25 protein-coding genes are annotated in these 25750 nt (G+C 70.9%); 5 read left to right on the forward strand and 20 right to left on the reverse strand.

All coding sequences use genetic code 11. The annotated features are described in order from the left end of the window. Window positions 1–82: 82 nt before the first annotated feature. From AB0H37_RS19345 to AB0H37_RS19360, 4 genes are read left to right on the forward strand one after another with little or no spacing between them, the layout of a single operon-like run. Entirely contained in the window at window positions 83–2518 is a 2436-nt protein-coding gene (locus AB0H37_RS19345; protein ID WP_329085000.1) for a nitrate- and nitrite sensing domain-containing protein, read from the forward strand. Then, window positions 2515–2940 (forward strand): roadblock/LC7 domain-containing protein, encoded by a 426-nt coding sequence (locus tag AB0H37_RS19350; protein WP_179837778.1) that lies wholly within the window; start codon window positions 2515–2517, stop codon window positions 2938–2940. The genes AB0H37_RS19345 and AB0H37_RS19350 overlap by 4 nt, the downstream gene beginning before the upstream one ends. Then, entirely contained in the window at window positions 2937–3365 is a 429-nt protein-coding gene (locus AB0H37_RS19355; RefSeq protein ID WP_179837779.1) for a DUF742 domain-containing protein, read from the forward strand. The genes AB0H37_RS19350 and AB0H37_RS19355 overlap by 4 nt, the downstream gene beginning before the upstream one ends. Continuing rightward, window positions 3346–3960, forward strand: coding sequence for an ATP/GTP-binding protein (locus AB0H37_RS19360; protein ID WP_179837780.1), 615 nt, complete (start codon window positions 3346–3348; stop codon window positions 3958–3960). The genes AB0H37_RS19355 and AB0H37_RS19360 overlap by 20 nt, the downstream gene beginning before the upstream one ends. A 308-nt stretch (window positions 3961–4268) precedes the next feature. Here AB0H37_RS19360 and AB0H37_RS19365 read toward each other — a convergent pair whose 3' ends face one another. The 19 genes from AB0H37_RS19365 to AB0H37_RS19455 form a co-directional block, all read right to left on the reverse strand. Continuing rightward, a complete protein-coding gene (locus AB0H37_RS19365) occupies window positions 4269–5270 on the reverse strand; it encodes a polyprenyl synthetase family protein (protein ID WP_360614195.1) in 1002 nt (333 codons plus the stop codon). A gap of 49 nt (window positions 5271–5319) precedes the next feature. Continuing rightward, window positions 5320–6906 carry an NADH-quinone oxidoreductase subunit NuoN gene (gene nuoN / locus AB0H37_RS19370; RefSeq protein WP_329084994.1) on the reverse strand — a complete coding sequence of 529 codons (1587 nt, stop codon included), beginning with the start codon at window positions 6904–6906 and terminating at the stop codon, window positions 5320–5322. After that, window positions 6903–8519 carry an NADH-quinone oxidoreductase subunit M gene (locus tag AB0H37_RS19375; protein ID WP_179837782.1) on the reverse strand — a complete coding sequence of 539 codons (1617 nt, stop codon included), beginning with the start codon at window positions 8517–8519 and terminating at the stop codon, window positions 6903–6905. Before AB0H37_RS19375 ends, nuoN begins: the two co-directional genes overlap by 4 nt. Continuing rightward, the gene (nuoL, locus tag AB0H37_RS19380) at window positions 8516–10432 is read right to left on the reverse strand and encodes an NADH-quinone oxidoreductase subunit L (RefSeq protein WP_360614122.1); all 1917 of its coding nucleotides are present in this window, start codon (window positions 10430–10432) and stop codon (window positions 8516–8518) included. Before nuoL ends, AB0H37_RS19375 begins: the two co-directional genes overlap by 4 nt. A 10-nt stretch (window positions 10433–10442) precedes the next feature. Further along, window positions 10443–10742: an NADH-quinone oxidoreductase subunit NuoK gene (nuoK, locus tag AB0H37_RS19385; protein WP_021593191.1), complete on the reverse strand. Its 300-nt coding sequence runs from the start codon at window positions 10740–10742 to the stop codon at window positions 10443–10445. After that, entirely contained in the window at window positions 10739–11659 is a 921-nt protein-coding gene (locus AB0H37_RS19390; protein ID WP_360614125.1) for an NADH-quinone oxidoreductase subunit J, read from the reverse strand. Before AB0H37_RS19390 ends, nuoK begins: the two co-directional genes overlap by 4 nt. Beyond that, on the reverse strand, window positions 11656–12249 hold the full coding sequence (nuoI, locus tag AB0H37_RS19395; RefSeq protein WP_360614197.1) for an NADH-quinone oxidoreductase subunit NuoI: 594 nt from the start codon (window positions 12247–12249) through the stop codon (window positions 11656–11658). The genes AB0H37_RS19390 and nuoI overlap by 4 nt, the downstream gene beginning before the upstream one ends. Window positions 12250–12292: 43 nt before the next feature. Continuing rightward, window positions 12293–13633, reverse strand: coding sequence for an NADH-quinone oxidoreductase subunit NuoH (nuoH, locus tag AB0H37_RS19400; RefSeq protein WP_329084985.1), 1341 nt, complete (start codon window positions 13631–13633; stop codon window positions 12293–12295). After that, the gene (locus AB0H37_RS19405; RefSeq protein ID WP_360614127.1) at window positions 13630–16131 is read right to left on the reverse strand and encodes an NADH-quinone oxidoreductase subunit G; all 2502 of its coding nucleotides are present in this window, start codon (window positions 16129–16131) and stop codon (window positions 13630–13632) included. The genes nuoH and AB0H37_RS19405 overlap by 4 nt, the downstream gene beginning before the upstream one ends. Beyond that, window positions 16128–17426, reverse strand: a complete 1299-nt coding sequence (gene nuoF / locus AB0H37_RS19410) for an NADH-quinone oxidoreductase subunit NuoF (protein ID WP_329084981.1) — start codon at window positions 17424–17426, stop codon at window positions 16128–16130. Before nuoF ends, AB0H37_RS19405 begins: the two co-directional genes overlap by 4 nt. Further along, window positions 17423–18202 carry an NADH-quinone oxidoreductase subunit NuoE gene (gene nuoE / locus AB0H37_RS19415; RefSeq protein ID WP_179837789.1) on the reverse strand — a complete coding sequence of 260 codons (780 nt, stop codon included), beginning with the start codon at window positions 18200–18202 and terminating at the stop codon, window positions 17423–17425. The genes nuoF and nuoE overlap by 4 nt, the downstream gene beginning before the upstream one ends. Then, window positions 18199–19545, reverse strand: a complete 1347-nt coding sequence (locus tag AB0H37_RS19420) for an NADH-quinone oxidoreductase subunit D (RefSeq protein WP_179837790.1) — start codon at window positions 19543–19545, stop codon at window positions 18199–18201. Before AB0H37_RS19420 ends, nuoE begins: the two co-directional genes overlap by 4 nt. After that, window positions 19542–20288, reverse strand: coding sequence for an NADH-quinone oxidoreductase subunit C (locus tag AB0H37_RS19425; RefSeq protein ID WP_179837791.1), 747 nt, complete (start codon window positions 20286–20288; stop codon window positions 19542–19544). The genes AB0H37_RS19420 and AB0H37_RS19425 overlap by 4 nt, the downstream gene beginning before the upstream one ends. A 1-nt stretch (window position 20289) precedes the next feature. Next, window positions 20290–20835 (reverse strand): NADH-quinone oxidoreductase subunit B, encoded by a 546-nt coding sequence (locus AB0H37_RS19430; protein WP_179837792.1) that lies wholly within the window; start codon window positions 20833–20835, stop codon window positions 20290–20292. A 1-nt stretch (window position 20836) separates the two neighbouring features. Beyond that, the gene (locus tag AB0H37_RS19435; protein ID WP_089315506.1) at window positions 20837–21196 is read right to left on the reverse strand and encodes an NADH-quinone oxidoreductase subunit A; all 360 of its coding nucleotides are present in this window, start codon (window positions 21194–21196) and stop codon (window positions 20837–20839) included. 157 nt (window positions 21197–21353) lie between these two features. Next, window positions 21354–22610: a geranylgeranyl reductase family protein gene (locus tag AB0H37_RS19440; RefSeq protein ID WP_179837793.1), complete on the reverse strand. Its 1257-nt coding sequence runs from the start codon at window positions 22608–22610 to the stop codon at window positions 21354–21356. Between the two features lie 135 nt (window positions 22611–22745). Then, window positions 22746–23459, reverse strand: coding sequence for a demethylmenaquinone methyltransferase (locus AB0H37_RS19445; protein WP_258944556.1), 714 nt, complete (start codon window positions 23457–23459; stop codon window positions 22746–22748). Between the two features lie 70 nt (window positions 23460–23529). Continuing rightward, window positions 23530–23787, reverse strand: a complete 258-nt coding sequence (locus AB0H37_RS19450) for a DUF4229 domain-containing protein (protein WP_179837795.1) — start codon at window positions 23785–23787, stop codon at window positions 23530–23532. A gap of 12 nt (window positions 23788–23799) precedes the next feature. Then, window positions 23800–24813 (reverse strand): threonine/serine dehydratase, encoded by a 1014-nt coding sequence (locus AB0H37_RS19455; RefSeq protein WP_360614133.1) that lies wholly within the window; start codon window positions 24811–24813, stop codon window positions 23800–23802. 236 nt (window positions 24814–25049) lie between these two features. On the opposite strand from AB0H37_RS19455, the gene AB0H37_RS19460 reads away from it, so the two are divergent. Next, window positions 25050–25253 (forward strand): BldC family transcriptional regulator, encoded by a 204-nt coding sequence (locus AB0H37_RS19460; protein WP_141580358.1) that lies wholly within the window; start codon window positions 25050–25052, stop codon window positions 25251–25253. A gap of 215 nt (window positions 25254–25468) precedes the next feature. Here the strand turns inward: AB0H37_RS19460 and AB0H37_RS19465 are convergent, their stop codons facing one another. Beyond that, window positions 25469–25738, reverse strand: a complete 270-nt coding sequence (locus tag AB0H37_RS19465; protein WP_360614135.1) for a hypothetical protein — start codon at window positions 25736–25738, stop codon at window positions 25469–25471. Between the last annotated feature and the right edge of the window lie 12 nt (window positions 25739–25750).

The following is a 25750-nucleotide window of genomic DNA, read 5'->3' on the forward strand; positions in this document are numbered from 1 at the left end:
GCACTCACCGCCACCAGTGTCTCGCAGCCGGGCCCCAAGACCTCGCATTGCAGGCACCTTGACAATTGTTGGGGCGATCATAATGCGTTTCCGCAACTCACGGCTGCGGACCAAGATTGCGGCCCTGCTGGTCTCGTTGACAGCGCTGTGGGCCTTCGCCGCCTGGGTGACGTTGCGCGAAGGCGTGAACCTGCTCTTCGTGAGCACCCTGGACAGCGTCGTGGCCCCGAGCGACCCGCTGCTCGTCGAACTGCAGCAAGAGCGCCGCCTCACCGTGACCATGCTCGCGTCCGGCCAACGGCGGCCCGACGTCCTCGCCGCCCAGCGCGCCCGCACCGACAAGGAGCGGGCCATCGTCGTCGAGAAGGCCGGCAGCGGCTCGGTCCGCCGCGCCGCCGACGACGAGATGGACCAGCGGCTCGACGCGATGGTCCGGCTGCTCGGCCGGCTCGACGGCGACCGCCGTTCGATCGACGCGGGCGCCTTCGACCGCCGGCACATCATCGACGTCTACTCCGACACCATCGAGTCGATCTTCCACATGTACGACGGGACGACGACGCTCGACGACAGGGGCTTCACCTCCGACCTGCGCGCGGAGATCGCCGTCAACCGGTCCTGGGAGCTGCTGTCCCAGGAGGACGCGCTCGTCGCCGGCGTCCTGGCGTCCGGCCGGATCACCCCGGTCGACCAGATGGACATCGCCAAGGCCGTCGGCGCCCGGCGCCTCAACTACGAGCGCGCCCTGGTCGACCTGGAGGGCGCGGACCGGCAGGCCTGGAACGAGCTGAACGCCAACAAGCGGCTCACCACCGTCAGCGCCCTGGAGGACGTGCTCCTCCAGCGGACGAAGACGCACGGCCCCCGCATGAGCGCCGAGCAGTGGCGCGGCGCGACCGATCCCGCGCTCGCCCAGATGCGCAAGACCATCCAGGACGCCGGAGACCGGCTGGTGGAGCGCGCCACTCCCATCGCCACCTGGGTCATCATCCGGCTGCTGCTCGCCGGTGGACTCGGCCTCCTCGCGGTCATCGCGTCCATCGTCGTGTCGATCACCACGGCGCGCGCCCTCGTCCGGCAGCTGGAGCGGCTGCGCGGCGCCGCGTGGGAGCTGGCCGAGCAGCGGCTGCCCGGCGTCGTGGAGCGGCTCGGGCACGGCGAGAAGGTGGACGTCGAGGTCGAGGCGCCGCCGCTGCGGTTCGGCAACGACGAGATCGGTCAGGTGGGCCGCGCGTTCAACGCCGTCCAGGAGACCGCGATCCGCACCGCCGTCGAGCAGGCGGAACTGCGCCGCGGCATCCGGGACGTCCTGCTGAGCCTGGCCCGCCGCACCCAGACGCTGGTGCACCGGCAGCTCACCATGCTGGACACGATGGAGCGCCGCCGCGACATCGAGACCAAGGAGCTGGAGGAGCTGTTCCGGCTCGACCACCTCGCGACCCGCATGCGGCGCAACGCCGAGAACCTCATCGTGCTGTCCGGCGCCCTCCCGGCCCGCGGGTGGCGCAACTCCGTCCCGATGGTGGACGTCGTACGCGCCGCCGTCGGCGAGGTCGAGGACTACACCCGCGTCACCGTCCTGCCGTTCGGCCCGGTCGAGCTGGCCGGACGCTCGGTCGGCGACGTCACCCACCTGCTGGCCGAGCTGATCGAGAACGCCGTGTCGTTCTCCCCGCCCGACACCATCGTGCAGGTCGGCGGACACCTGGTCGCCAGCGGCTTCGCCATCGACATCGAGGACCGCGGGCTCGGCATGACCGACGAGAAGCTCGCCGAGATCAACGGGCGGATCGCCGACCCGCCCGACTTCAACCTGCAGAGCTCGGTCCAGCTCGGCCTGTTCGTGGTCAGCAAGCTCGCCGAGCGCTACAACCTGCAGGTCTCGCTGAAGCGGTCCGCCTACGGCGGCACGACCGCGGTCGTCGTGATCCCCAGGGACCTGATCGTCGAGCAGGGCCCGGCGCAGGTCCCGGCCGGCACCACCACCACGAACGGCCTGGAGGTCCGGCGCCCGGCCGCCGTCGGCGCCGCGTCCGGCGCCGCGATCCGCTCCGCCTCCCCCACGGTGACGCTCCCCCCGGCGGGCACCGGACCGCAGCCCGTCGGCCCCGCCCTCGTGGCGGTCCCCCCGCCGGCCGCGGAGCCGCTGCCCGTCCGGCCCGCCGGCGGCACCTCCCCCGAACCAGAGCCCGAGGCCGCCACGCCCGCGGGGCACGGCGACCCCGCGGACGGCGCACGTCCCGACCCCATCGAGCCGGAGGACCTGCCACCCGTGCCCGACATCTCCACCACACCGTCCGGTCTCCCCGTCCGAGTGCCGCAGGCGAACCTGGCCGAACCCCTGCGCACCGATGAGCCCGTCGCCGCCGACGAGCAGGACGAGCAGGAGGACCCGGGCCGCTCCCCCGAGGAGATCCAGCGGATCATGGGTTCCTACCAGCGCGGCACCCAGCGGGGCCGCGTCGACGCGGCGGAGGCCCTCGGCACCAACGCAGCGGAAGGCGAGGCAGAGCAGTGACGCAGAAGACCGGTTCCTCCTCCGATCTGGGCTGGCTGCTGGACGACCTGGTCCACCGGCTGCCGCACGCCCGCAGCGCGGTCGTGCTCTCGGCGGACGGCCTGCTCATGGCGTCCTCCGAGGGCATGACGCAGGACGACGGCGAGCACCTCGCCGCCGTCGCCGCCGGCATCCAGAGCCTCGCCAAGGGCGCCGGGACCCGCTTCGGCGGCGGGCCCGTCCGCCAGACGATCGTCGAGATGGCCTCGGCGTTCCTGCTGGTCACGGTCGCCGGCAAGGGCGCCTGCCTCGCCGTCCTGGCCAGCGAGGAGGTCGACGTCGGCCTCACCGCCTACGAGATGGCGATGCTCGTCACGGCCATGGGCCACCACCTCACCTCGCCGTCGCGTTCGGAGTCCGCGCAGGAGGGGCGCCCGGCATGATGCCCCCCGAGGATCCAGCCCAGGAGCCCTGGGCGGACGAGGCCGTGACGCGCCCGCCCCTCAGCGACCGGTTCCTGGACGAGCACGCGGGCCCGATGGTGCGGCCGTACGTGATGACCAGCGGCCGCATCGAGCCGACCCGCGGCAAGTTCGACCTCATCACCCTGGTGGTGGCGGTCGGAGCGGAGCCGGAGGGCGCGATCGCCCTCGGACCCGAGCACCTGTCCATCATCCGGCTCTGCCAGTCGGTGATGTCGGTGGCCGAGATCACCGGCCATCTCGACCTCCCCGTGGCGACCGTGCGGGTGATGCTCGGCGACCTGCTCGACAAGGGCTTCGTCTCCCTGCAGGAACCCGAACCGGAGGCGGACATGCACGACATCAGGCTCTACAAGGCGGTGATCGATGGTCTCCGGGCCCTCTAGGCGCGACGTCCGCGCCCGCCGGCTCCCCACCGCGGTCAAGATCGTGATCGCGGGCGGATTCGGGGTCGGCAAGACCACGATGGTGGGCACGGTCTCGGAGACCCGCCCCCTGCGCACCGAGGAGTTGCTGACCGACGAGAGCGTCGGCATCGACGACATCTCCGGGGTGGAACGCAAGCAGACCACCACGGTCGCGATGGACTTCGGCCGCATCACGATGCGGAACGAGTACGTCCTCTACCTGTTCGGCACCCCCGGCCAGGAGCGCTTCTGGTTCATGTGGGACGAGGTCTCGCTCGGCGCGCTCGGCGCCGTCGTCCTCGCCGACACCCGCCGCCTGTCGGACTGCTTCCCGTCCGTCGACTACTTCGAGCGCCGCGGCACCCCGTTCATCGTCGCCGTGAACTGCTTCGAGGGCGCCCAGCGCTACGACCTGACGGAGATCCAGATGGCCCTCAACCTGGGCCCCAAGGTCCCCGTCATGCTCTGCGACGCCCGCAGCCTGGGCTCCTGCAAAGAGGTCCTCATCGACCTCGTCCTCCACGCCATGAAAACCCGCGGCCTCACAGAAGAACCAGAACCCCAAAAAGCCTGAGACACCGAAGCGGGGCCGTGTGCCACCGGCGCTGAGCCGGCGGCACACGGCCCCGCTTCGATTCCCGCGCCCCCACGCAGTGACAGGAGCCGCGCGACTTCGCACCCGCCGCACCCACGGGCGCACCGGCCCCAGCCACCGCCGCAACCACGCAACGACCTCAATGGCCGCGATCGCGTCCGAAGGCAGATTCGAGCGAAGCAAGAATCTGATCGCGCAGCGAGCCGCTAGGCGAGCCGGAGCGATGCCAGCGATCGCCGCTTTTGTCGACGATGGAGGGCCGCCAGGCCCGAAGGAGGAGATAAAAGCTAGCCGGTACGGCGCATGACGTAGTCGCAGAGGTTGGTGAAGGCGTCGCGGGCGGGGATCTCGGGGAGGGTGAGGAGTTCGGTGCGGGCGTCCTCGGCCCAGCGGCGGAGGTCGGCGCGGGCGCGGTCCATGGCGGGGTGGGCGCGCAGGAGGGTGAGGGCCTCGGCGTGGAGGGCGTCGTCCGTGAGGTCCTGGGTGAGGAGCTCGCGGAGGCGGGCGTCGTCGGGGCCGGAGCCGATGCCGGCGAGGACGTGGTGCATGGGGAGGGTGCGGATGCCCTCGCGCAGGTCGGTGCCGGGGGTCTTGCCGGACTCCTCGGTCTCGGAGTCGATGTCGAGGATGTCGTCGGACAGCTGGAAGGCGATGCCGATCTTCTCGCAGGCGGAGGTGACCGTGTCGACGACGTGGGCGGGGGCGCCCGAGAGCAGGGCGCCGAACTGGCCGGAGACGGCGATCAGGGACGCGGTCTTGTCGGCGACGACCTGGAGGTAGTGCTTGAGGTGGTCGGCGTCCTCGCCGGGGCCGACGGTCTCCTGGATCTGGCCGCGGACCAGGCGGGCGAACGCGCGGGCCTGGATGCGGACGGCCTCGGGGCCGAGGTCGGCGAGCAGGTCGGACGCGCGGGCGAACAGGTAGTCGCCGGTGAGGATGGCGACGGTGTTCGTCCAGCGGGAGTTGGCGGACTGCTGGCCGCGGCGGACGGTGGCCTCGTCCATGACGTCGTCGTGGTAGAGGGTGCCGAGGTGGGTGAGCTCGACGACGACGGCGGCCGGGACGACGCCGGGCGCCGCCGGGTCGCCGAAGTGGGAGGCCAGCAGCACCAGCATCGGCCGGAACCGCTTGCCGCCCGCCTCGACGAGGTGCCGCGAGGCCTCGGTCAGCAGCGGGTCCTCGCCCCGGACGCAGTCGAGCAGCAGGGACTCGACGGCGGCGAGGCGCTCCTTGGCGTCGGACGCGAGCGCGGCGTCGACGGGAAGCCCGAACGGGCCGGTCTCCTGGATGGCCGGCCCGCCGGACTTCTCAGCGAATGGGTTGCTCACCCAAGACTCCCTACCGGACGAACATGTGGGTCGTGGCCTGCCCCGCGAGGTCCAGAACGGGCTGCGGGATCACGCCGAGTACCACAGTAGCCGTCACTCCGAGCGCGACCGCGACCGCGGTCGCCGGGCCGGCCACCACGACCGGGCCCTCGGCGTCCGGCTCACTGAAGAACATGACGACGATCACACGGACGTAGAAGAACGCGGCGACCGCGGAGGAGAGCACGGCGACGATCACCAGGGGTGTCGCACCGCTCTCGACGGCAGCCTTGAACACCGCGAACTTCCCGGTGAAACCGCTGGTCAGCGGAATGCCCGCGAAGCCCAGGAGGAAGAAGGCGAAGACGCCCGCGACCACCGGGGACCGCTTGCCGAGGCCCGCCCACCGCGACAGGTGGCCGGCCTCGCCGCCCGCGTCCCGCACCATCGTCACGACGGCGAACGCGCCGATCGAGGTGAAGCCGTAGGCGACCAGGTAGAACATCGTGCTGGACAGGCCGTCCGCCGAGCTGGCGATCACGCCCATGAGCAGGAAGCCCGCGTGCGCGATCGAGGAGTAGGCCAGCATCCGCTTGATGTCGGTCTGCGTGATCGCGATGATCGACCCGGCGACCATGGTGAGAATGGCCACACCCCACATGAGGGGCCGCCAGTCCCACTTCAGCGTCTCGAACGCGACGTAGTAGACGCGCAGGATCCCGCCGAACGCGGCGACGACGGTGCAGGACGCCATCAGCGCCGTGATCGGGGTGGGGGCGCCCTGGTAGACGTCCGGCTTCCACATGTGGAACGGGACGCCGCCGAGCTTGAACAGCAGCCCGACCGACAGCAGCGCGACGCCCGCGAGGAGCAGGGTCTCGCTGCCCGCGTCCTTGCCGATCTGTACGGAGATGTCCGACAGCCGGACGGACCCGGCGTACCCGTACAGCAGCGCCGCCCCGTACAGGAAGAACGCCGAGGAGAACGCGCCGAGCAGGAAGTACTTGACCGCCGCCTCCTGCGAGAGGAGGCGCCGCCGGCGGGCGAGGCCGCACAGCAGGTACAGCGGCAGCGACATGACCTCCAGCGCCACGAACATGGTGAGCAGGTCGTTGGCCGCCGGGAACATCACCATGCCGCCGACGGCGAACATCATCAGCGGGAACACCTCGGTCTGGGTGAACCCCGCCTCGGCGGTGCGCTGCTCGGCCTCGCTGCCGGGCAGGGCGGACGCCTGCGCGGCGAAGTGGCCGCCGGCCCTGCCCTCCCCCCGTTCGGCGATGAGCAGGAGGCTGACCAGGGCCAGCACCAGGATGGTGCCCTGGATGAACAGCGTGGGGCCGTCCACGCCCAGGGCGCCCTCGGCGGCGACGTGGTGCGGGTTGTCGCGCCATGCCAGCGCGATCGTCCAGCCGAACGCGCCCGCGAGGCCGAGGAACGCGAGCGGCACCTGCACGTAGTAGCGCGCGCTCCGGCCGACGAACGCCTCGACGAGCACGCCCACGACGGCGACGCCGAGGACCAGGAGCAGCGGGGCGATCTGCCCGTACTCGATGTGCGGCGCGGGGATGTCACCCCCCTGCGCGAGGACCGCGCTCACCTGACTGGTGGTGCTCATGGACGGGCTCCGTTCTCGGCGACGTTACCGGTGATGTCCGGCGCCGGGTCGTGCTCGCCGACCCGGGCCAGCGTGTGGCCCACCGACGGGTTGATCACGTGCAGCACCGGCTGCGGGAACAGGCCCATCGCCACGATGATCGCGATGATCGGCGCGAGGGCCCACTTCTCCCGGGCGGACAGGTCCTTCATGCCCTCGACCGCGGGCGTCTTGGGGCCGCCCATGGTCCGCTGGTACATCCACAGGACGTAGATCGCGGCGAGCACGACGCCGCTCACCGCGAGCGCGCCCGCCCACTCGTACCGGCTGAACGTCCCGACGATGACCAGGAACTCCGATACGAACGTGGACAGGCCGGGCAGCGACAGCGCGGACAGGCCGGCGACCAGGAACATCCCCGCGAGGACGGGTGCGACCTTCTGAACCCCGCCGAAGTCGGAGATCCGCGCCGACCGCCGCCGGACGATCATGAAGCCGACGACGAGGAACAGCGCGCCGGTGGAGAACCCGTGGTTCACCATGTAGAGCGCGGCGCCGGACTGGCCCTGCGACGTCATCGCGAAGATGCCGAGGACGATGAACCCGAAGTGCGACACCGACGTGTAGGCGATGAGGCGCTTCATGTCGACCTGGCCGATCGCGAGGACCGCGCCGTAGATGATGCTGAGCACCGCGAACGCCAGCACGACCGGGGTCGCCCACTTGGCCGCGCCGGGGAACAGCTCCAGGCAGAACCGGAGCATGCCGTAGGTGCCGACCTTGTCCAGGACGCCGACGATCAGCACCAGCGCGCCCGCCGGGGACTGCTGCGCCGCGTCCGGCAGCCAGGTGTGCACCGGCACCATCGGCGCCTTGATCGCGAAGGCGACGAAGAAGCCGAGGAACAGCCACTTGGCCGTCGTCGGGTCGATGTTCATCTTCGACAGTTCGTCGAACATGAACGTGCCGTGCCCGAGGCCGCCCTCGTCGACCGACCGGCTCGACAGCGGGTACAGCCAGATGACGGCGACGAGCATCAGCAGCCCGCCGAACAGCGAGTACAGCAGGAACTTCACCGCGGCGTAGGAGCGCTGCGCGCCGCCGTAGTACCCGATGATGAAGTACACCGGGATGAGCATCGCCTCGAAGAAGACGTAGAACAGGAACACGTCCGTCGCGGCGAACACGCCGATCATGGCCGCTTCCATCGTCAGCAGCAGCGCGAAGTAGGTCTTCACCGACCGCTGCGTTCCGCCCCCGTGGCCACGCCCCGCCTCGTCCCGGGCCGGGGCGTCCACGCCGCCGGACCGGTCGGCCTCGTTCCACGACGCCAGCATGACCAGCGGGACGAGGATCACCGACAGCAGGATCAGCACCAGCGCGACGCCGTCGACGCCCACCGCCCAGTGGACCCCGAACTCCTTGATCCACCAGTACTTCTCGGTGAACTGGAACCGCGCACCGCCCGCGTCGAAGCCCGCCGCCATGACCCCGGTGAGGACCGCGACGACGAGGGAGACGCCGAGCGAGAACTGCTTGGCCAGCGCCTCCCGCTCGCGCGGGATGGCGGTGAGCAGCACCGCGCCCGCCAGTGGCAGCGCGATGAGGACGCTCAGCCAGGGAAAGTCGCTCATGACACGTTCACCACCAGGAGCGCCGCGACCACGAGGGCCGCGCCGCCCAGCATCGAGAGGGCGTAGGAGCGGGCGAAGCCGGTCTGGACCCGCCGGAGCCGGCCGGAACTGCCGCCGACACCGGCGGCCGTCCCGTTGACGGCGCCGTCGACGCCGCGCCCGTCGAACCAGACCGCGAGCCGGGTCAGCCACTGGCCGGGACGCATCAGCAGCGACTCGTTGAGCGCGTCGCCGTAGAGGTCCTTGCGGGCCGCGACGGTGACGAACGAGCCCTTGGGCGCCTCGCGCGGCACCTTGCGGGCGCCGTACTGCATCCAGGCGATCCCGGCGCCGACGATCATCAGGACGAAGGTGGCGGCGCCGGGCGCGGTCAGCCACTTGAACTCGTGCGCGTGCTCGGGCGCCCCGACGACCGGTTCGAGGAACTCGGGGAAGCTGCCGAGGACCAGGAACCCGCCCGCGAAGACGGAGCCGACCGCGAGCAGCATCAGCGGCCAGGTCATGACGGCCGGCGACTCGTGCGGGTGGACGTCGTCCTCCCAGCGCTTCTCGCCGAAGAACGTCATGAACATGACCCGCGACATGTAGTAGGCGGTGATCCCGGCGCCGATCAGCGCGCAGGAGCCGAGGATCAGCCCGGACGTGCCGCCCTTGTCGTAGGCGGCCTCGATGATGCCGTCCTTCGTGAACCAGCCGGACAGGCCGGGGAACCCGATGATGGCGAGGTACCCGAGCCCGAACGTCACGTAGGTGATCATCATGACCGCGCGCAGCGCGCCGTAGTGGCGCATGTTCACGTCGTCCTTCATGCCGTGCATGACGGAGCCGGCGCCGAGGAAAAGGCCGGCCTTGAAGAAGCCGTGCGCGACGAGGTGCGCGATGGCGAACACGTAGCCCGCCGGGCCGAGCCCGGCGGCCAGCACCATGTAGCCGATCTGCGACATCGTCGACCCGGCGAGGGCCTTCTTGATGTCGTCCTTGCCGCAACCGATGATCGCACCGGCGAGCAGCGTGGCCGCGCCGACGATCGTCACCACCAGCTGCGCGGTCTCGGACATCTCGAAGATCGGCCCGGACCGGACGATCAGGTAGACGCCCGCGGTCACCATCGTGGCGGCGTGGATCAGGGCCGACACCGGGGTCGGGCCCTCCATCGCGTCCAGCAGCCACGACTGCAGCGGGAGCTGCGCGGACTTGCCGCACGCGCCGACCAGGAGCAGCAGCCCGATGGCCGTCGCGGTGCCGGTGCCGAGCTTGGAGGCGAGCCCCACGTGCTCGGCGCCGGTGCCGAGGACCGAGCCGAAGTCGATGGTGCCGAACGAGGCGAAGATCAGCGCGATCGCGATGATCAGCCCCATGTCGCCGACGCGGTTGACGACGAACGCCTTCTTCGCGGCGGTCGCGGCGGTCGGCTTGTGCTGCCAGAACCCGATCAGCAGGTAGGAGGCGAGTCCGACGCCCTCCCAGCCGAGGAACAGGATCAGGAAGTTGCCTCCCAGCACCAGCAGCAGCATCGCCGCCAGGAACAGGTTCAGGTAGGCGAAGAACCGGCGCCGGTCGGGGTCCTCGGCCATGTAGCCGATGGAGTAGATGTGGATGAGCGAGCCCACCCCGGTGATCAGCAGGACGAAGGTGATGGACAGCGGGTCCACCAGCAGGTCCATGCCGACCTTGAACGTGCCGACGTCGATGAAGTCCCACAGGTGCAGGGTGCGGCGCCGGGTCTCGGCGTCGTACCCGATCATCTGGGCGAACATCGCGGCGCCCACCGCGAACGACGCCACCGACATCGCGGCGCCGAGCAGGTGGCCCCACTTGTCGGTTCGCCGTCCCCCCAGCAGGAGGATCGCGGCGCCCGCGAGCGGGAGCGCGACGAGGAGCCAGGACGCGGCCTGGATGCCTTCCGCTTTCATCCCTGGCCTCTCAGTACTTCAGCAGGTTCGCGTCGTCGACCGACGAGGACCTGCGGGTCCGGAAGATGGTCATGATGATCGCCAGACCCACCACGACCTCCGCCGCGGCCACCACCATCACGAAGAAGGCGATGATCTGGCCGTCCAGGTTGCCGTGCATACGGGAGAACGAGACGAACGCCAGGTTCGTCGCGTTCAGCATCAGCTCGACGCACATGAACACCACGATGGCGTTGCGGCGCACGAGGACGCCCAGCGCTCCGATGGTGAACAGGATCGCCGAGAGCGCCAGGTAGTGCCCTGGGCTCATTCTCCTGCCTCGCCTTCACTCGCGCCGCCGCCGGCGGCGGGCGTCCCCGACTTGACCGAGCGCGCCTCGGCGTCGGTGTCGCGAACGTCCTCGGTGACCGCCTTGACCGCGGCCACGTCCCGTTCGAGGGCCTCCTCCTCGGAGCCGCCGTACAGGTCGGCGTGCCGCTCCGCGGTGTCGGTGCGGGCCGCGATGACCGGGTTGACCGACAGCTCCGAGGGCGTCCCGTCGGGCAGCAGCGCCGGCATGTCGACGGCGTTGTGCCGGGCGTAGGTGCCGGGACCCGGCAGCGGGCCCGGGTGGGAGCCGGACAGGAACCGCTGCCGCGACAGGTCCTTCTGCGTCGGCTTCGGCTCGGTGCGCTCCCGGTGCGCCAGCACCATCGCGCCCAGCGCCGCGGTGATCAGCAGGGCGCTGGTCGCCTCGAACGCGAACACGTACTTGGAGAACAGCAGCCGGGCCAGCCCGACGATGTTGCCCTCGGAGTTGGCCTGGGTCAGCCCGGCCGAGCCGCCGAGCGCGGCGTTGCCGACCCCGACCGACAGCAGGACGAGGAAGCCGATCGCGGCGAGCACCGCCCAGAACCGCTGGCCCCGGATCGTCTCCACCAGCGAGTCGGTGGAACTGACCCCGACGAGCATCAGCACGAACAGGAACAGCATCAGCACCGCGCCGGTGTAGACGATCACCTGCACGAACGCCAGGAAGGGCGCGTTCTGGATCGCGTACAGCGCGGCCAGGCAGAGCATCACGGTCGCCAGCAGCAGCGCCGAGTGCACCGCCTTCCGCATGAAGATCATGCCGAGCGCGGCGACCACCGAGACGACCGCCAGCAGCCAGAAGAAGAACGGCTCGCCGGACTGCTTGTCGGCGACCTCGGCGGCGAGCACGTGCGCGCTCGCGACGGAGCCGGTCACTTGCCCTCACCGCCCTTGCGCGCCTTCTCGCGCCTGGCCTTCTCGCGCTCGGCGGCCTGGTCGGCGCCGGCGCGCCCGCCGCCCTCGGCGGGGACCTTCGGAGCCGACGGCGTTCCGGAGGACGGCGACTGCTCGCTCTCCTGGAGGCCGAGGCGGTAGTAGTCCTCCTCGGTGTCGCCGAGCCGCATCTCGTGCGGGGGCGTCTCCATGCCCTCGCGCAGCGGCGCCAGCAGCATCTCCTTGGTGTAGATGAGGCTCTCGCGGCTGTCGTCGGCGAGCTCGTACTCGTTGGTCATCGTGAGCGCCCGGGTCGGGCACGCCTCGATGCACAGCCCGCACAGGATGCACCGCAGATAGTTGATCTGGTAGGTGCGGCCGTAGCGCTCGCCGGGCGAGTACCGCTCCTCCGCCGTGTTGTCGGCGCCCTCGACGAAGATGGCGTCCGCGGGGCACGCCCACGCGCACAGCTCGCAGCCGATGCACTTCTCCAGGCCGTCCGGCCACCGGTTCAGCTGGTGCCGCCCGTGGAAGCGAGGAGCCGTCGGCTTCTTCACCTCGGGGTACTGGACGGTCTCGCTCTTCGTGAACATCTGGTGGAACGAGACCCCGAACCCCTTGACTGGGTTCAGGAAATCAGTGAGTCCCACTGGTGACCTCCTCGGAGGGGGTTTCGATCGTGGCCGGCCGGTCCGGCTCGCGGGCGCGGCCGTGGTAGTGGGGCGCGTCCATCGGCGGTACCGGGAACCCGCCCGCCGACGGGTCGGTGCGCGGCCCCGGCGTCGCCCCCGGGACGATCTCCTTGTCGTCCTCGCGGCCGCGGGCCATCTCCCAGATCACCGTGGCGACCAGCACGATCGCGGCGACCACGGCGGCGGCGATGAACAGCTGCCGCATCTCGTAGCCGTCGTTGCGCAGGGCGCGGATCGTCGCGACCAGCAGGATCCAGCCGAGCGAGAAGGGCATCAGCACCTTCCAGCCGAGCTTCATCAGCTGGTCGTAGCGCACGCGCGGCAGCGTGCCGCGCAGCCAGATGAAGAAGAAGATGAACAGGAAGATCTTGATCAGGAACCACAGCACCGGCCACCAGCCGGAGTTGGCGCCCGCCCACACCGTGGAGATCGGAGCGGGGGCGCGCCAGCCGCCGAGGAACAGGGTGGTGGCCAGGGCCGACAGCGTCGCGAGGTTGATGTACTCCGCGAGGAAGAACATCGCGAACTTCAGCGACGAGTACTCGGTGTGGAAGCCGCCGACCAGTTCGCCCTCGCCCTCGGGGAGGTCGAACGGGATGCGGTTCGACTCGCCCATCATCGTGATGACGTACACGACGAACGACGGCGCGAGCAGCACCACGAACCACTTGTCGTGCTGCGCCGCGACGATCTCCGAGGTGGACATCGAGCCCGCGAACATGAACACGGCCACGAACGACAGGCCCATCGCGATCTCGTAGGAGATCATCTGCGCGGACGAGCGCAGCCCGCCGAGCAGCGAGTACGGCGACATCGAGGACCAGCCGGCCAGCACGATGCCGTAGATCGCCATCGAGGACATCGCGAGGACGAGCAGCACCGCGACCGGAAGGTCGGTGCCCTGCAGCGCCGTCTGGTGCCCGAAGATCGAGACCGTCGGCCCGAACGGGATGATGATGAAGGAGATGAACGCGGGCACCGCCGCCATCACCGGCGCCAGGACGAACACGATCTTGTCGACCTGGCGGGGGACGATGTCCTCCTTCAGCGCCAGCTTGACGCCGTCGGCGAGACCCTGCAGCAGGCCGAAGGGCCCGGCGCGGTTGGGACCGACGCGCAGCTGCATCCGGCCGATGACGCGCCGCTCGATCCACATCGTCATCAGCACGGTGACGACGAGGAACACGAAGATGGCGAGGACCTTGCCGCCGATCAGCCACCACGGGTCCGACCCGAAGTCCTGCAGTCGCGGGTCGGGCGCCGGCGCCGCGGCCAGGGAGCTCATTCGATGCCTCCAGCGTTCTCGGTCGCGGTCGCGGGCACCGCGCCCGCGATCTTGACGACGCCTCCCGCGACCGCGCCGAGGTCCCGGTGCAGGGCGCAGCCCGCCGAGTTCGTCGGCAGCCACACCACCCGGTCGGGCAGGTCGGGGGTGATCTCCAGCGGGAGCGTGACCTCGCCGCGCGGGCCCGACACCGTCACCGCGCCGGTGGCGCCGATCTCCGCGGCCGTCGCGGGCGACAGCCGGGCGGCGGCGGGCTTGGCGGTGCCCGCGAGGAACGGCTCGCCGTCCTGGAGGCGGCCCCGGTCGAGGAGCAGGCGCCAGGTCGCGAGGAGGGCCTCGCCCTGCTCGGGGTGCGGCGCCAGGCCCTGCGCGACGCTCGGCGCGTCCGGGCGCTCGCCCCTGTGGGCGCCGAGGCCGGCCATCTCGCGGCGGGCGGCCTCCGGGCTCGGCAGGCCCAGGTGGACGTCCATCTCGTCGGCCAGCGCGTCCAGCACCCGCAGGTCGGACATCCGCCCGGCGGACTTGAGCACGACGTCGAACGGGCGGCCGCGGCCCTCCCAGTCGACGAACGTCCCGGCCTTCTCCGCCACCGCCGCGACCGGCAGGACGACGTCGGCGCGGTCGGTGACCGCGCTCGGCCGCTGCTCCAGGCTCACCACGAACGGGGTGGCCTCCAGCGCCCGCAGCATCGCCTCCGGGTCGGCCAGGTCGTAGGGGTCGACACCGCCGACCAGCAGCGCGCCGCGCCGCCCCGCGGCCGCCGCCGCGATGATGCCGGCCGTGTCCTCGCCGGGACCGGCGGGCAGGTCGGCGACGCCCCACGTGCGGGCGACCTCGGCGCGCGCGTCCGCGTCGGTGACCGGACGGCCGATCGGCAGCAGCCCGGGCAGCGCCCCGGCCTCGATCGCACCGCGCTCCCCGGCCCGGCGCGGCACCCAGGCCAGCCGGGCGCCGGTCGCCTGCGCCACCCGGGTCGCCGACGTCAGCGCGCCCGGGCTGGTGGCGAGCCGCTCGCCGACGAGGATGACGGCGCCGGGGGTCTCCAGCAGCGTGCGGATGTCTTGCCTGGCGTCATCCCCGATGCTGGCGTCATCCCCGATGCCGGCGGCGTCCCCGATGAGGGAGCCGAGGACCTCGCCCTCCGAGCCGGGAAGCGTCGGCAGCAGCGTGCCGCCGACCTTCGCCAGCCCGCGCGTCATGAACGGGGCCGCCGCGAACACCTTCAGGCCGTTCTTGCGGTGCGCCTTGCGGAGCCGCAGGAAGACGATCGGCGACTCCTCCTCGGGCTCGAACCCCGCGAGCAGGACGACCGGCGCCTTCTCCAGGTCGGCGTAGGTCACCTCGATGGGGTGGCCCGCGACGGACGAGGCGAGGAACCGCGACTCCTCCTCCGACAGCGGCCGGGCCCGGAAGTCGACGTCGTTGGTGCCGAGCGCGATCCGGGCGAACTTGGCGTAGGCGTAGGCGTCCTCAAGGGTGACGCGGCCGCCGGTCAGGACGCCGGCCGAGCCGCGCGCCGCCGCCAGGCCGCGCGCCGCGATGGTGAGCGCCTCGGGCCAGGACGCCGGCTCCAGCTCGCCGTCCTCGCCCCGCACGAGCGGCTGGGCGAGGCGCTCGGGCTGCGTCCCGTAGGTGAACGCCCAGCGGCCCTTGTCGCAGTTCCACTCCTCGTTGACCTGCGGGTCGTCCCCGGCCAGCCGCCGCGTGATCTTCCCGCGCCGGTGGTCGGTGCGCAGCGCGCAGCCGGACGCGCAGTGCTCGCAGACGCTCGGCTGCGAGACCAGGTCGAACGGGCGGGACCGGAACCGGTACGCGGCGCCGGTCAGCGCGCCCACCGGGCAGATCTGCACGGTGTTGCCGGAGAAGTAGGACTGGAACGGCTTGCCGTCCGCCGCCCCGACCTGCTCCTTCGCGCCGCGCTCGAACAGGTCGATGAACGCGTCGCCGGCGATCTGGTCGGAGAACCGGGTGCAGCGGGCGCACTGGATGCACCGCTCCCGGTCGAGCAGCACCTGGCTGGACAGCGGGATCGGCTTGGGGAAGGTCCGCTTGGCCTCCACGAACCGGGACTCGCCGCGGCCGTTGGACATCGCCTGGTTCTGCAGCGGGCACTCGCCGCCCTTGTCGCAGATCGGGCAGTCCAGCGGGTGGTTGATCAGCAGCAGCTCCATCACGCCGTGCTGCGCCTTGTCGGCGACCGGCGAGGTGAGCTGGGTCTTGACCACCATGCCCGGCATCACCGCGGTGGTGCAGGACGCCTGCGGCTTCGGCATGCCGCGGCCGTTGCCGGCGTCGGGGATCTCCACCAGGCACTGCCGGCAGGCCCCGACGGGGTCCAGCAGCGGGTGGTCGCAGAACCGGGGGATCTGGATGCCGAGCAGCTCGGCGGCCCGGATGATCAGCGTGCCCTTGGGCACCTCGATCTCGAAGCCGTCGATGGTGCAGGCGACCATCTCCACCGGCTTCTCCACCGCCGACTTGTCGTCGGTGACGGTCACTTGGCACCTCCCCAGAGGGTGGACTTGGCCGGGTCGAACGGGCAGGCCCCGAGCTCGAAGTGCCGGAGGTACTCGTCCCGGAACAGCTTGATGGACGAGACGACCGGGCTCGTGGCGCCGTCGCCGAGGGCGCAGAACGACCGGCCCAGGATGTTGTCGGACAGGTCCAGCAGGGTCTCCAGGTCCTCCTCGGAGCCCTGGCCCGCCTCCAGCCGCTTCAGCATCTGCTTGTACCAGTAGGTGCCCTCGCGGCACGGCGTGCACTTGCCGCACGACTCGTGCGCGTAGAACTCCGACCAGCGCAGCACGGCGCGGACGACGCAGGTCGTCTCGTCGAAGATCTGCAGGGCCCGGGTACCGAGCATGGATCCGGCGGCGCCGACGGACTCGAAGTCCAGCGGCACGTCCAGGTGCTCGTCGGTGAAGATCGGGGTGGACGACCCGCCGGGCGTCCAGAACTTCAGCCGGTGGCCCTCGCGGACGCCGCCCGCCATGTCGAGCAGTTCGCGCAGCGTGATGCCAAGCGGCGCCTCGTACTGCCCGGGCCGCGTGACGTGCCCGGACAGCGAGAAGATCCCGAAGCCCTGGGACTTCTCGGTGCCCATCGAGGCGAACCATTCCGGCCCGTTGGCGATGATCGAGGGAACCGAGGAGATCGACTCGACGTTGTTGATGACGGTGGGTCCGCCGTAGAGGCCCGCGACCGCCGGGAAGGGGGGCTTGAGCCTGGGCTGACCGCGGAACCCTTCGAGGGAGTCCAGCAGCGCCGTCTCCTCGCCGCAGATGTAGGCCCCGGCGCCGCTGTGCACGACCACGTCCAGGTCGTAGCCGGAGCCGAGGATGTCCTTGCCGAGGTAGCCGGCCTCGTACGCCTCCGCCACCGCCTGGTGCAGGCGGCGGATCACGTGCAGCACCTCGCCGCGCACGTAGATGAACGCGAGGTTCGACTTGATCGCGTACGAGCTGATGACGACGCCCTCGACGAGCACGTGCGGGTTGGCCATCATCAGCGGGATGTCCTTGCACGTGCCCGGCTCGGACTCGTCGGCGTTGACGACGAGGTAGCGCGGGTTCGGGCTGGTCGGGGGCAGGAAGCCCCACTTCATCCCGGTGGGGAAGCCCGCGCCGCCGCGGCCGCGCAGTCCGGAGTCCTTGACCGCCTGGACGATCTCGTCCGGCTCCATCCGGAACGCCGCGCGCAGCGCCTCGTACCCGCCGTCGCGCTCGTAGCCCGCGCGGGTGAACGAGTCGGCCCGGTCCCAGTTCTTCGTGAGGATGGGGGTCAGCGTGGTCACTTGTTCCGCCCCTCCTGCGATCCCGGCTTGGCCTTGCCGCCCATGGGCTTGCCCGGCTCCTGCGGCGGCTCGGCGATCTCCTCGGCCTTCACCGGCTCCTCGGGACGCTCGCGGTCGACGTCCGTACGGGGCGCCTCCCAGCCGCGCTCCTGCGCCAGCTTCAGCCCGCGCAGCGACTCCGGCCCGGCCTGGACGCCCTCGCCGGCGCGCCCGTCCGGGAACCCGGCGAGCACGCGGGACGCCTCCTTCCAGGTGGCCAGGCTCTCCGGCCCGCGCGAAGGAAGCACTTGCTTACCCGAGCGCAGGTCGTCGACGAGCTGCTTGGCCTTCTCAGGAGTCATGTTGTCGAAGAACTCCCAGTTGACCATCATCACCGGCGCGAAGTCGCAGGCCGCGTTGCACTCGATCCGCTCCAGGCTGACCTTGCCGTCCGGGGTGGCCTCGTCGTGGCCCACCCCCGCGTGCTCGCTCAGCTCGTTCCAGATCTGGTCGCCGCCCATGACCGCGCACAGCGTGTTGATGCAGACGCCGACGTGGAACTCGCCGACCGGCGCGTGCTTGTACTGCGTGTAGAAGGTCGCGACGCCCGTCACCTGCGCCGGGGTGATGCCGAGCTGCTCCGCGCAGAACTCGATCCCGTCCTCGGTGACGTGGCCCTCCACCGACTGCACCAGGTGCAGCATGGGCAGCAGCGCCGAGCGCGGCCGGGGGTACCGGCCGATGATCTCCTTGGCGTCGCGCTCCAGCCGTTCGCGGACCTCAGGTCCGTATGTCATCGGTCCACTCCCCCCATGACCGGGTCGATGCTGGCCACCGCCGCGATGACGTCGGCGACCATGCCGCCCTCCGCCATCGCCGGGGCCGCCTGCAGGTTGACGAAGGACGGCTCGCGGAAGTGGACGCGGTACGGCCGGGTGCCGCCGTCGCTGACCACATGGGCGCCGAGCTCGCCGCGCGGCGACTCGATGGGCGCGTACGCCTGCCCGGCGGGCACCCGGAACCCCTCCGTCACCAGCTTGAAGTGATGGATCAGGGCCTCCATCGAGGTGCCCATGATGTGCGCGATGTGCCGGGGCGAGTTGCCCATGCCGTCCGCGCCGATCGCCAGCTGAGCCGGCCAGCCGATCTTCTTGTCCTCGATCATCACCGGGCCCTTGACCGACTGGAGCCGGTCCAGGCACTGCTCGACGATCTTCAGCGACTCCTCCATCTCGTCCATCCGGACGAGGTAGCGGCCGTAGACGTCGCAGGTGTCCTGCGTCGCGACCTCGAAGTCGTAGGTCTCGTAGCCGCAGTAGGGCTGCGACTTGCGCAGGTCCCACGGGAGGCCGGTCGAGCGCAGCACCGGGCCGGTGATGCCGAGCGCCATGCAGCCGGTCAGGTCCAGGTACGCGATGTTCTGCGTGCGGGCCAGGTAGACCGGGTTGGCGTCCATCAGCTTGCGCAGCGCCTGGATCCGCTTCGGCATCCGGTCCAGGTAGTCGCGGATCTTGCTGGTCGCGCCGCTCGGCAGGTCCTGCGCGACCCCGCCCGGACGGACGTAGGCCATGTTCATCCGCAGGCCGGTGATCTCCTCGAACAGGTCGAGGGTGTACTCGCGCTCGACGAAGCCGTTCAGCATCACCGTCGTCGCGCCGAGCTCCAGGCCGAACGTGGCGATCGCGACCAGGTGCGAGGAGATCCGGTTCAGCTCCATCATCATCACGCGGATGATCTGGGCCCGCTCCGGGACCTGCTCGGTGACGCCGAGCAGCTTCTCCACGCTCAGGCAGTACGCCGTCTCGTTGAAGATCGGCGCGAGGTAGTCCATCCGGGTGCAGAACGTGGTGCCCTGCGTCCAGGTGCGGAACTCCATGTTCTTCTCGATGCCGGTGTGCAGGTAGCCGATGCCCACCCGGGCCTCGTTCACCGTCTCACCGTCGAGCGTCAGGATGAGCCGGAGCACCCCGTGCGTGGACGGGTGCTGCGGGCCCATGTTGACGACGAGCCGCTCGTCGCCGAGGTCCTCCGCGCCGGCGACGACCTGGTCCCAGTCCTGCCCGTTGACGTCGAAGACCTTGCCCTCGGCCGCCTCCTCCGCGGCGTAGGCGTCGTACTCGGTGTACTTCGTGGAACTCATACGTACGACCTCCGCTCGTCGGGCGGGGGGATCTCCGCTCCGCGGTACTCGACGGGAACACCGCCGAGGGGGTAGTCCTTGCGCTGCGGATGGCCGACCCAGTCGTCGGGCATCTCGATGCGCGTGAGCGCCGGGTGGCCGTCGTAGACGATCCCGAAGAAGTCGTAGGTCTCCCGCTCGTGCCAGTCGCTCGTCGGGTAGACCGGCACCAGCGACGGGACGTGCGGGTCGGCGTCCGGGCAGGTCGCTTCCAGCCGGACGCGCCGGTTGTGCGTGATCGACAGCAGGTGCACGACCGAGTGCAGCTCGGCGCCCTCGTCCTTCGGGTAGTGCACGCCCGACACGCCCGAGCACATCTCGAAGCGCAGGGACGGCTCGTCCCGCATGGTCCGCGCGACCTCCAGGAGGTGCTCGCGCTTCACGAAGAAAGTGATCTCGCCGCGGTCGACCACGACCCGGTCGACGGCGTCCCCGAAGTGCGGGTAGGCGCGCTCCAACTCGTCGGCGACCTCGTCGAACTCGCCGGCCTCGGCGGCGCCGCCGGGCCCGCCGTAGGGGCGCTGCGCGGACACCTTCGGGCTCTGCCGGATGACGAGCCCGCCGTAGCCGGAGGTGTCGCCGGTGGTCCGCGCGCCGAACATGCCCTTGCGGACGACCGGCTGCTCGCGGCGCTCCTCCTCGGTCTGCGCGGGGAGCTTGTCGGCGCCCTGCTCGGCCCGCTGCTCAGGGTTCTCCGAACTCATGTCAGGCCCCCTGTCCCAGCAACGGGAGCTGGCGGCGCTTGGCCTCTTCCAGCTCGGCGACCTGCTTCGCGCGCTGCGGCCCGAGCTTGGTGTTCTGGACCTTGTCGTGCAGCTTGAGGATCGCGTCCAGCAGCATCTCCGGCCGCGGCGGGCAGCCGGGGAGGTAGATGTCCACCGGGACGATGTGGTCCACGCCCTGCACGATCGCGTAGTTGTTGAACATGCCGCCGGACGAGGCGCACACGCCCATCGCGATGACCCACTTCGGCTCGGTCATCTGGTCGTAGATCTGCCGCAGCACCGGCGCCATCTTCTGGCTCACCCGGCCCGCGACGATCATCAGGTCGGCCTGGCGCGGCGTCGCCGAGGCGCGCTCCATCCCCCACCGGGAGAAGTCGTGCCGGGGGTCGCCGGTCGCCATCATCTCGATCGCGCAGCACGCGAGGCCGAACGTCGCCGGCCACATCGAGCTGCTGCGCGCCCACCCCGCGACCTGCTCGACCGTGGTCAGCAGAAAGCCGCTGGGAAGTTTCTCCTCTAGACCCATGTCAGTCCCACTCCAGACCGCCGCGCCGCCAGATGTAGGCGTACGCCACGAGGACGGTGACGATGAAAAGAACCATCTCGACAAGGCCGAAGAGCCCCATCCGGTCGAACGCGACCGCCCAGGGGTAAAGGAAGATGATCTCAATGTCGAAGACGATGAACAGCATCGCCGTCAGGTAGTACTTGATCGGGAAGCGCCCGCCGCCGACCGGCTGCGGAGTGGGCTCGATGCCGCACTCGTAGGCGTCCAGCCGGGCGCGGTTCCAGCGCTTGGGCCCCGTGAGCGCGGCCATCGCCACCGAGCCGCCGGCGAACGCGAAGGCGAGCACACCCAGCACGATGATCGGAATATAGAGATCCATATCTCTACAGCCTCTCCTCGGGACGTACGACGTTGTACGGGACGGGCCGCCTGCGACCCGCCACCCTAGCCAAGGTGATCAATAGCGCTCCCCTCAGGGGGTCGGGTACTGCACTTTAGTCCGCTCACCTGCGGAAGTTTGAATTCCACGCGCGCGTTCATGCGGCCGGCGCCACCTTCTGCATCGCGTTGATGACACGGTCCATCGCGTCCCCGCCCTTGGGGTCGGTGAGGTTCGCGAGGAGCTTCAGCGTGAAGCGCATCAGCGTCGGGTGCGGCAGGCCGTGCGCGGTCAGGAACTTCATGATCCGCGGGTCGCCGATCGCCTGGACGAAAACGCGGGCCAGGGTGAAGTAGCCGCCGTGCTCGTCCTTGAGGATGCGCGGGTACTCGTACAGGGTCCGCTCGCGCTGCGCGGCGGTGCGGCGGGCGAGCGCCTGCACCATGATGTCGGCGGCCAGCCGGCCGGACTCCAGGGCGTAGTCGATGCCCTCGCCGTTGAACGGGTTGATCATGCCGCCGGCGTCGCCGACGAGCAGCATCCCGCGGGTGTAGTGCGGCTGCCGGTTGAAGCCCATCGGCAGCGCCGCGCCGCGGATCTTGGAGGTCGCGTGCTCCTCGTCGAACTGCCAGTCCTCCGGCATCTGCGCGCACCAGCGCTTGAGCATGCCGCGGTAGTCGACGTTCTGGAACGCCTTGCTGGTGTTGAGCAGGCCGAGGCCGACGTTGGACGTGCCGTCGCCGACGCCGAACACCCACCCGTAGCCGGGCAGCAGGCGCTGGCCGTCCCACAGCTCCAGCCACGCCTCCATGAACTCATCGTCGTGGCGCGGGGTCTGGAAGTAGCGGCGGACCGCGACGCCCATCGGACGGTCCTCGCGGCGCCGCAGCCCCATGGCGAGCGACAGCCGGGTCGAGTTGCCGTCGGCGGCGACGACCAGGGGCGCGTGGAACTCGATCTCCTCGCCCTCGTACTCGGCGGTGACGCCGGTGATGCGGTCGGTGCGCTCGTCGACGATCGGGCCGGTCACGTTGCAGCCCTGCAGGAGCTGCGCGCCGGCCTTGGCGGCGTGCTCGGCGAGGAGCTGGTCGAGGTCGGTGCGCTTGCGGACGAGGCCGAAGTCGGGGAAGGACGCGAGCTCCGGCCAGGGCAGCTCGACCTTGACGCCGCCGCCGTAGATGCGCAGGCCCTTGTTGCGCCCCCAGCCGGGATCGTTGATGTCGACGCCCATGCCGATGAGGGCGCGGACGGCCCGCGGGGTGAGGCCGTCGCCGCAGATCTTGTCGCGCGGGAAGGTGGCCTTCTCCAGCAGGAAGACGTCCAGGCCGGCCTGCGCGAGCCAATAGGCGGTCGACGATCCGGCGGGGCCCGCCCCGACGACGATGGCATCCGCGTGTCGGGTGGAGTCGGTCACGATGGTCCTCTTCGCTCGTTCGCTTGTGAAGTACTTCACAAGGATCCGGTGGGGAGTCTATTCCTTTATCACGACTGGTGGGTACTTCTGGGCCGGTCCAAGTTTGGACCGGTCCGAACCACCGGCCGCCGTCTGTCAAGCAGGCTTGACGGACGGGTTGACGGCATGGTGCAGGGCGACCACGCCGAACGTGAGATCGCGCCAGCGCACCTCGCCCCAGCCCGCGTCCTGGATGAGCCGCGCCAGCCCCGCCTGGTCGGGCCAGGCGAGGGTCGACTCGGCGAGGTAGCGGTAGGAGTCGGGGTTGGAGCTGACCCGCGCCAGCAGCGGCAGCCCGTAACGCAGGTGCGCCTTGTGGCCGAGCGCCAGCAGCGCGTTCGGGGGGTGGCTCACCTCGCAGATCACCAGCCGCCCGCCGGGCCTCGCGACCCGGCGCAGCTCGCGCAGCGCGAGCCCCGTGTCGGCGACGTTGCGCAGCCCGAAGGAGATGGTGACGGCGTCGAAGGAGCCGTCCGCGAAGGGCAGCCGCAGGGCGTCCCCGGCGACGAAGCGCAGGCCCGTGACGTCCGCCTGGCGGCGCACCCCGACGCGCAGCATCCCGAGCGAGAAGTCGCACGCGACCGTGTCGGCCCCGGCCTCGGCGAACGGCACCGACGACGTCCCCGTCCCCGCCGCGAGGTCGAGCACCCGCTCACCCGGCCGCGCCTCCAGCGCACGGACGACCTCCCGCCGCCACCGCCGGTCCTGGCCGCCGGTCATCAGCGAGTTCATCAGGTCGTACCGCTCGGCGGTGCCGTCGAACATCGCCGCGACGTCGGCGGGCTGCTTGTCGAGTGAAGCGCGGGTCATGGCTCCAGCCTAGGCCGCACAAGGCCCTGCGCGCGGGGGCGGGGGTCGGTCCGCACGGGGGGCGCCCGGTTCAATCCGCGCGGGGGCGCGGGGCGTCCTCCTTGGCGACCGATCTCTCGAACTTCTCGCGCTGCGAGCGCACGCCCCGCGTGACGACGGCGGACATCCGGTCCCGCTGCGCGGACAGCAGGACGTAGCTGACGACGCCGCTGATCAGCAGCGCCAGCAGCAGGAGCAGGAACCCGCGGGCCCCGAAGAGCGCGAGCACCCCCGCGGTGACCGCGAAGATCACGGCCCGGGCCAGGGTGTAGAGGATGACGGAACGCATGGCACTTCGAGGCTATCCCCGGTCCTGAGCGTCCTCGCCCCGGGGTCGGCTCAGCACGTCCAGGAAGAGGGCCGGGTCGACGTTGCCGCCGGACAGGATCGAGACGTAGGTGCGTCCCTCGGGGAGCTCCGCGCGGTGGTAGAGGTAGGCGGCCGTGGCGACGGCGCCCGCCGGCTCGGCGATGAGCCGGGCCTCGCGGGCGAGGCGGCGCATCGCCTGCCGGATCTCGTCCTCGGTGACCGTGACGACGCCGTCCACGTGGGCGCGCATGTGCGCGTACGGCAGGTCGCCGACCCGCTGGACGCGCAGCGCGTCGGCGATGGTGCGGCCGGTCTCCTCCGCCGCCCACTCGACGGGACGCCCCGCCGCCATCGAGTCGCGGGCGTCCGCGGCGAGCTCCGGCTCGACCCCGACGATCTTCGCCTCCGGGCGCAGCGCCTTGATCGCGGCGGACACGCCGGCGATCAGACCTCCGCCGCTGACCGGGACGAGCACGACGTCCACGTCCGGGCGGTCCTGGACGATCTCCAGCCCGGCGGTGCCCTGGCCGGCGATGATCCGGGCGTCGTCGTAGGGCGGGACCAGGGCGAAGCCGTGTGCGGCGGCGAGCTTGCCCGCGGTCTCGGTGCGGGCCTGGGAGGTCGGCTCCACGTACACGACCTCGGCGCCGAGCGCGATGCACGCGTCGACCTTCACGCCCGGGGTGGTGTGCGGCATGACCAGGACGGCCCTGGTGCCGAGCGCGCGGGCCGCGTAGGCGACGGCCTGCGCGTGGTTGCCGCTGGAGTGCGTGACCACGCCGCGCTCGCGCTCCCCCGGGGCGAGGGAGGCGATGGCGGAGTAGGCGCCGCGCAGCTTGAAGGCGCCGATCGGCTGCAGCGACTCGGCCTTCACCAGCAGCGCGGGCGCGCCGGCGGCGGACGGGGCGGGGTCGCGCGAGAACGGGACGAGCGGCGTCCGGACGGCGACGCCCGCGATGCGCTCGGCGGCCCGTTCGATCTCCGGCAGCGATACGAGGTCGGACATGCCCGGAGACTACTTCTCCCGGGTGGTCGCGGGGGCCTCGGCCGCGTGACATGGCAGGTCAGCGGGGGTCAGGGTGATCACTGTGACCCATGCCGGAATCACCGTCCGTCATCGCCGCTGTTCGGCGGACTACGTTCGGTGATCTTTTCCGAAAACAAGGGAGAAATCGGTCTTGACCCGCCACACTGTTAAACAGTCCACCCGCGCCGAGAGCGGGACAAAGGGGGAGAGAAGACGTGGAAAGCACGAGCGAGCGCCTGCTGACTCCAGGAGAGGTCGCCGCCCTCTTCCGGGTCGACCCGAAGACGGTCACCCGGTGGGCCGCCGCGGGCCGGATCAGCAGCATCCGCACTCCGGGGGGCCACCGGCGCTTCCGCGAGTCCGAGGTGCACGCGCTGCTGCGCGGCGAGGAGCCCGTCGCCGAGCATTCGGCCCACTGACCTGGGCCCATCGCCCGGACCCCGGTCCTGAGCCGCCCGGACCGCCCGCCGAGGCAGTCCTTGGCCGAAGGCAGTCCTCGCCGGGCGGCCGGGGCGCTCCCCGCCCCGCCCCCGCTCACTCTCCAGCACTCGCCTTTCAAGGCTCGGGCTCGCGCCCACCGATTTCGCGCTCACTCCCCAGTGCTCGCTTCCCCAGTGCTCGCCTTTCCCCGTGCTCACTCTTCGGCGCCGTCCGCCTTCCATTCCTCGAACCGGCGGAGCAGGTCCGCGTCCTCGTCCCGCCAGCGGCGCCGCCGTTCCGCCAGTTCCTCCTCGGTGAGCGACTCGCTCAGCAACCGGTCGTAGTCGGGATCGTCCGGGCCGATCTCGACGTAGGCGTCGGCGATGATCCGTCCCTCGCTCGCCTCGGGCCCGGGCTCGCCGCCGTCGGCGAGAACGCTGTGGGGGACCCGGAGCGTGCCGTCGGGAAGCCGGATCACGTACATCGTCGATCACCT

Origin of the sequence: Actinomadura sp. NPDC023710, from assembly GCF_040639875.1 — a bacterium.
Taxonomy (GTDB): domain Bacteria; phylum Actinomycetota; class Actinomycetes; order Streptosporangiales; family Streptosporangiaceae; genus Spirillospora; species Spirillospora citrea.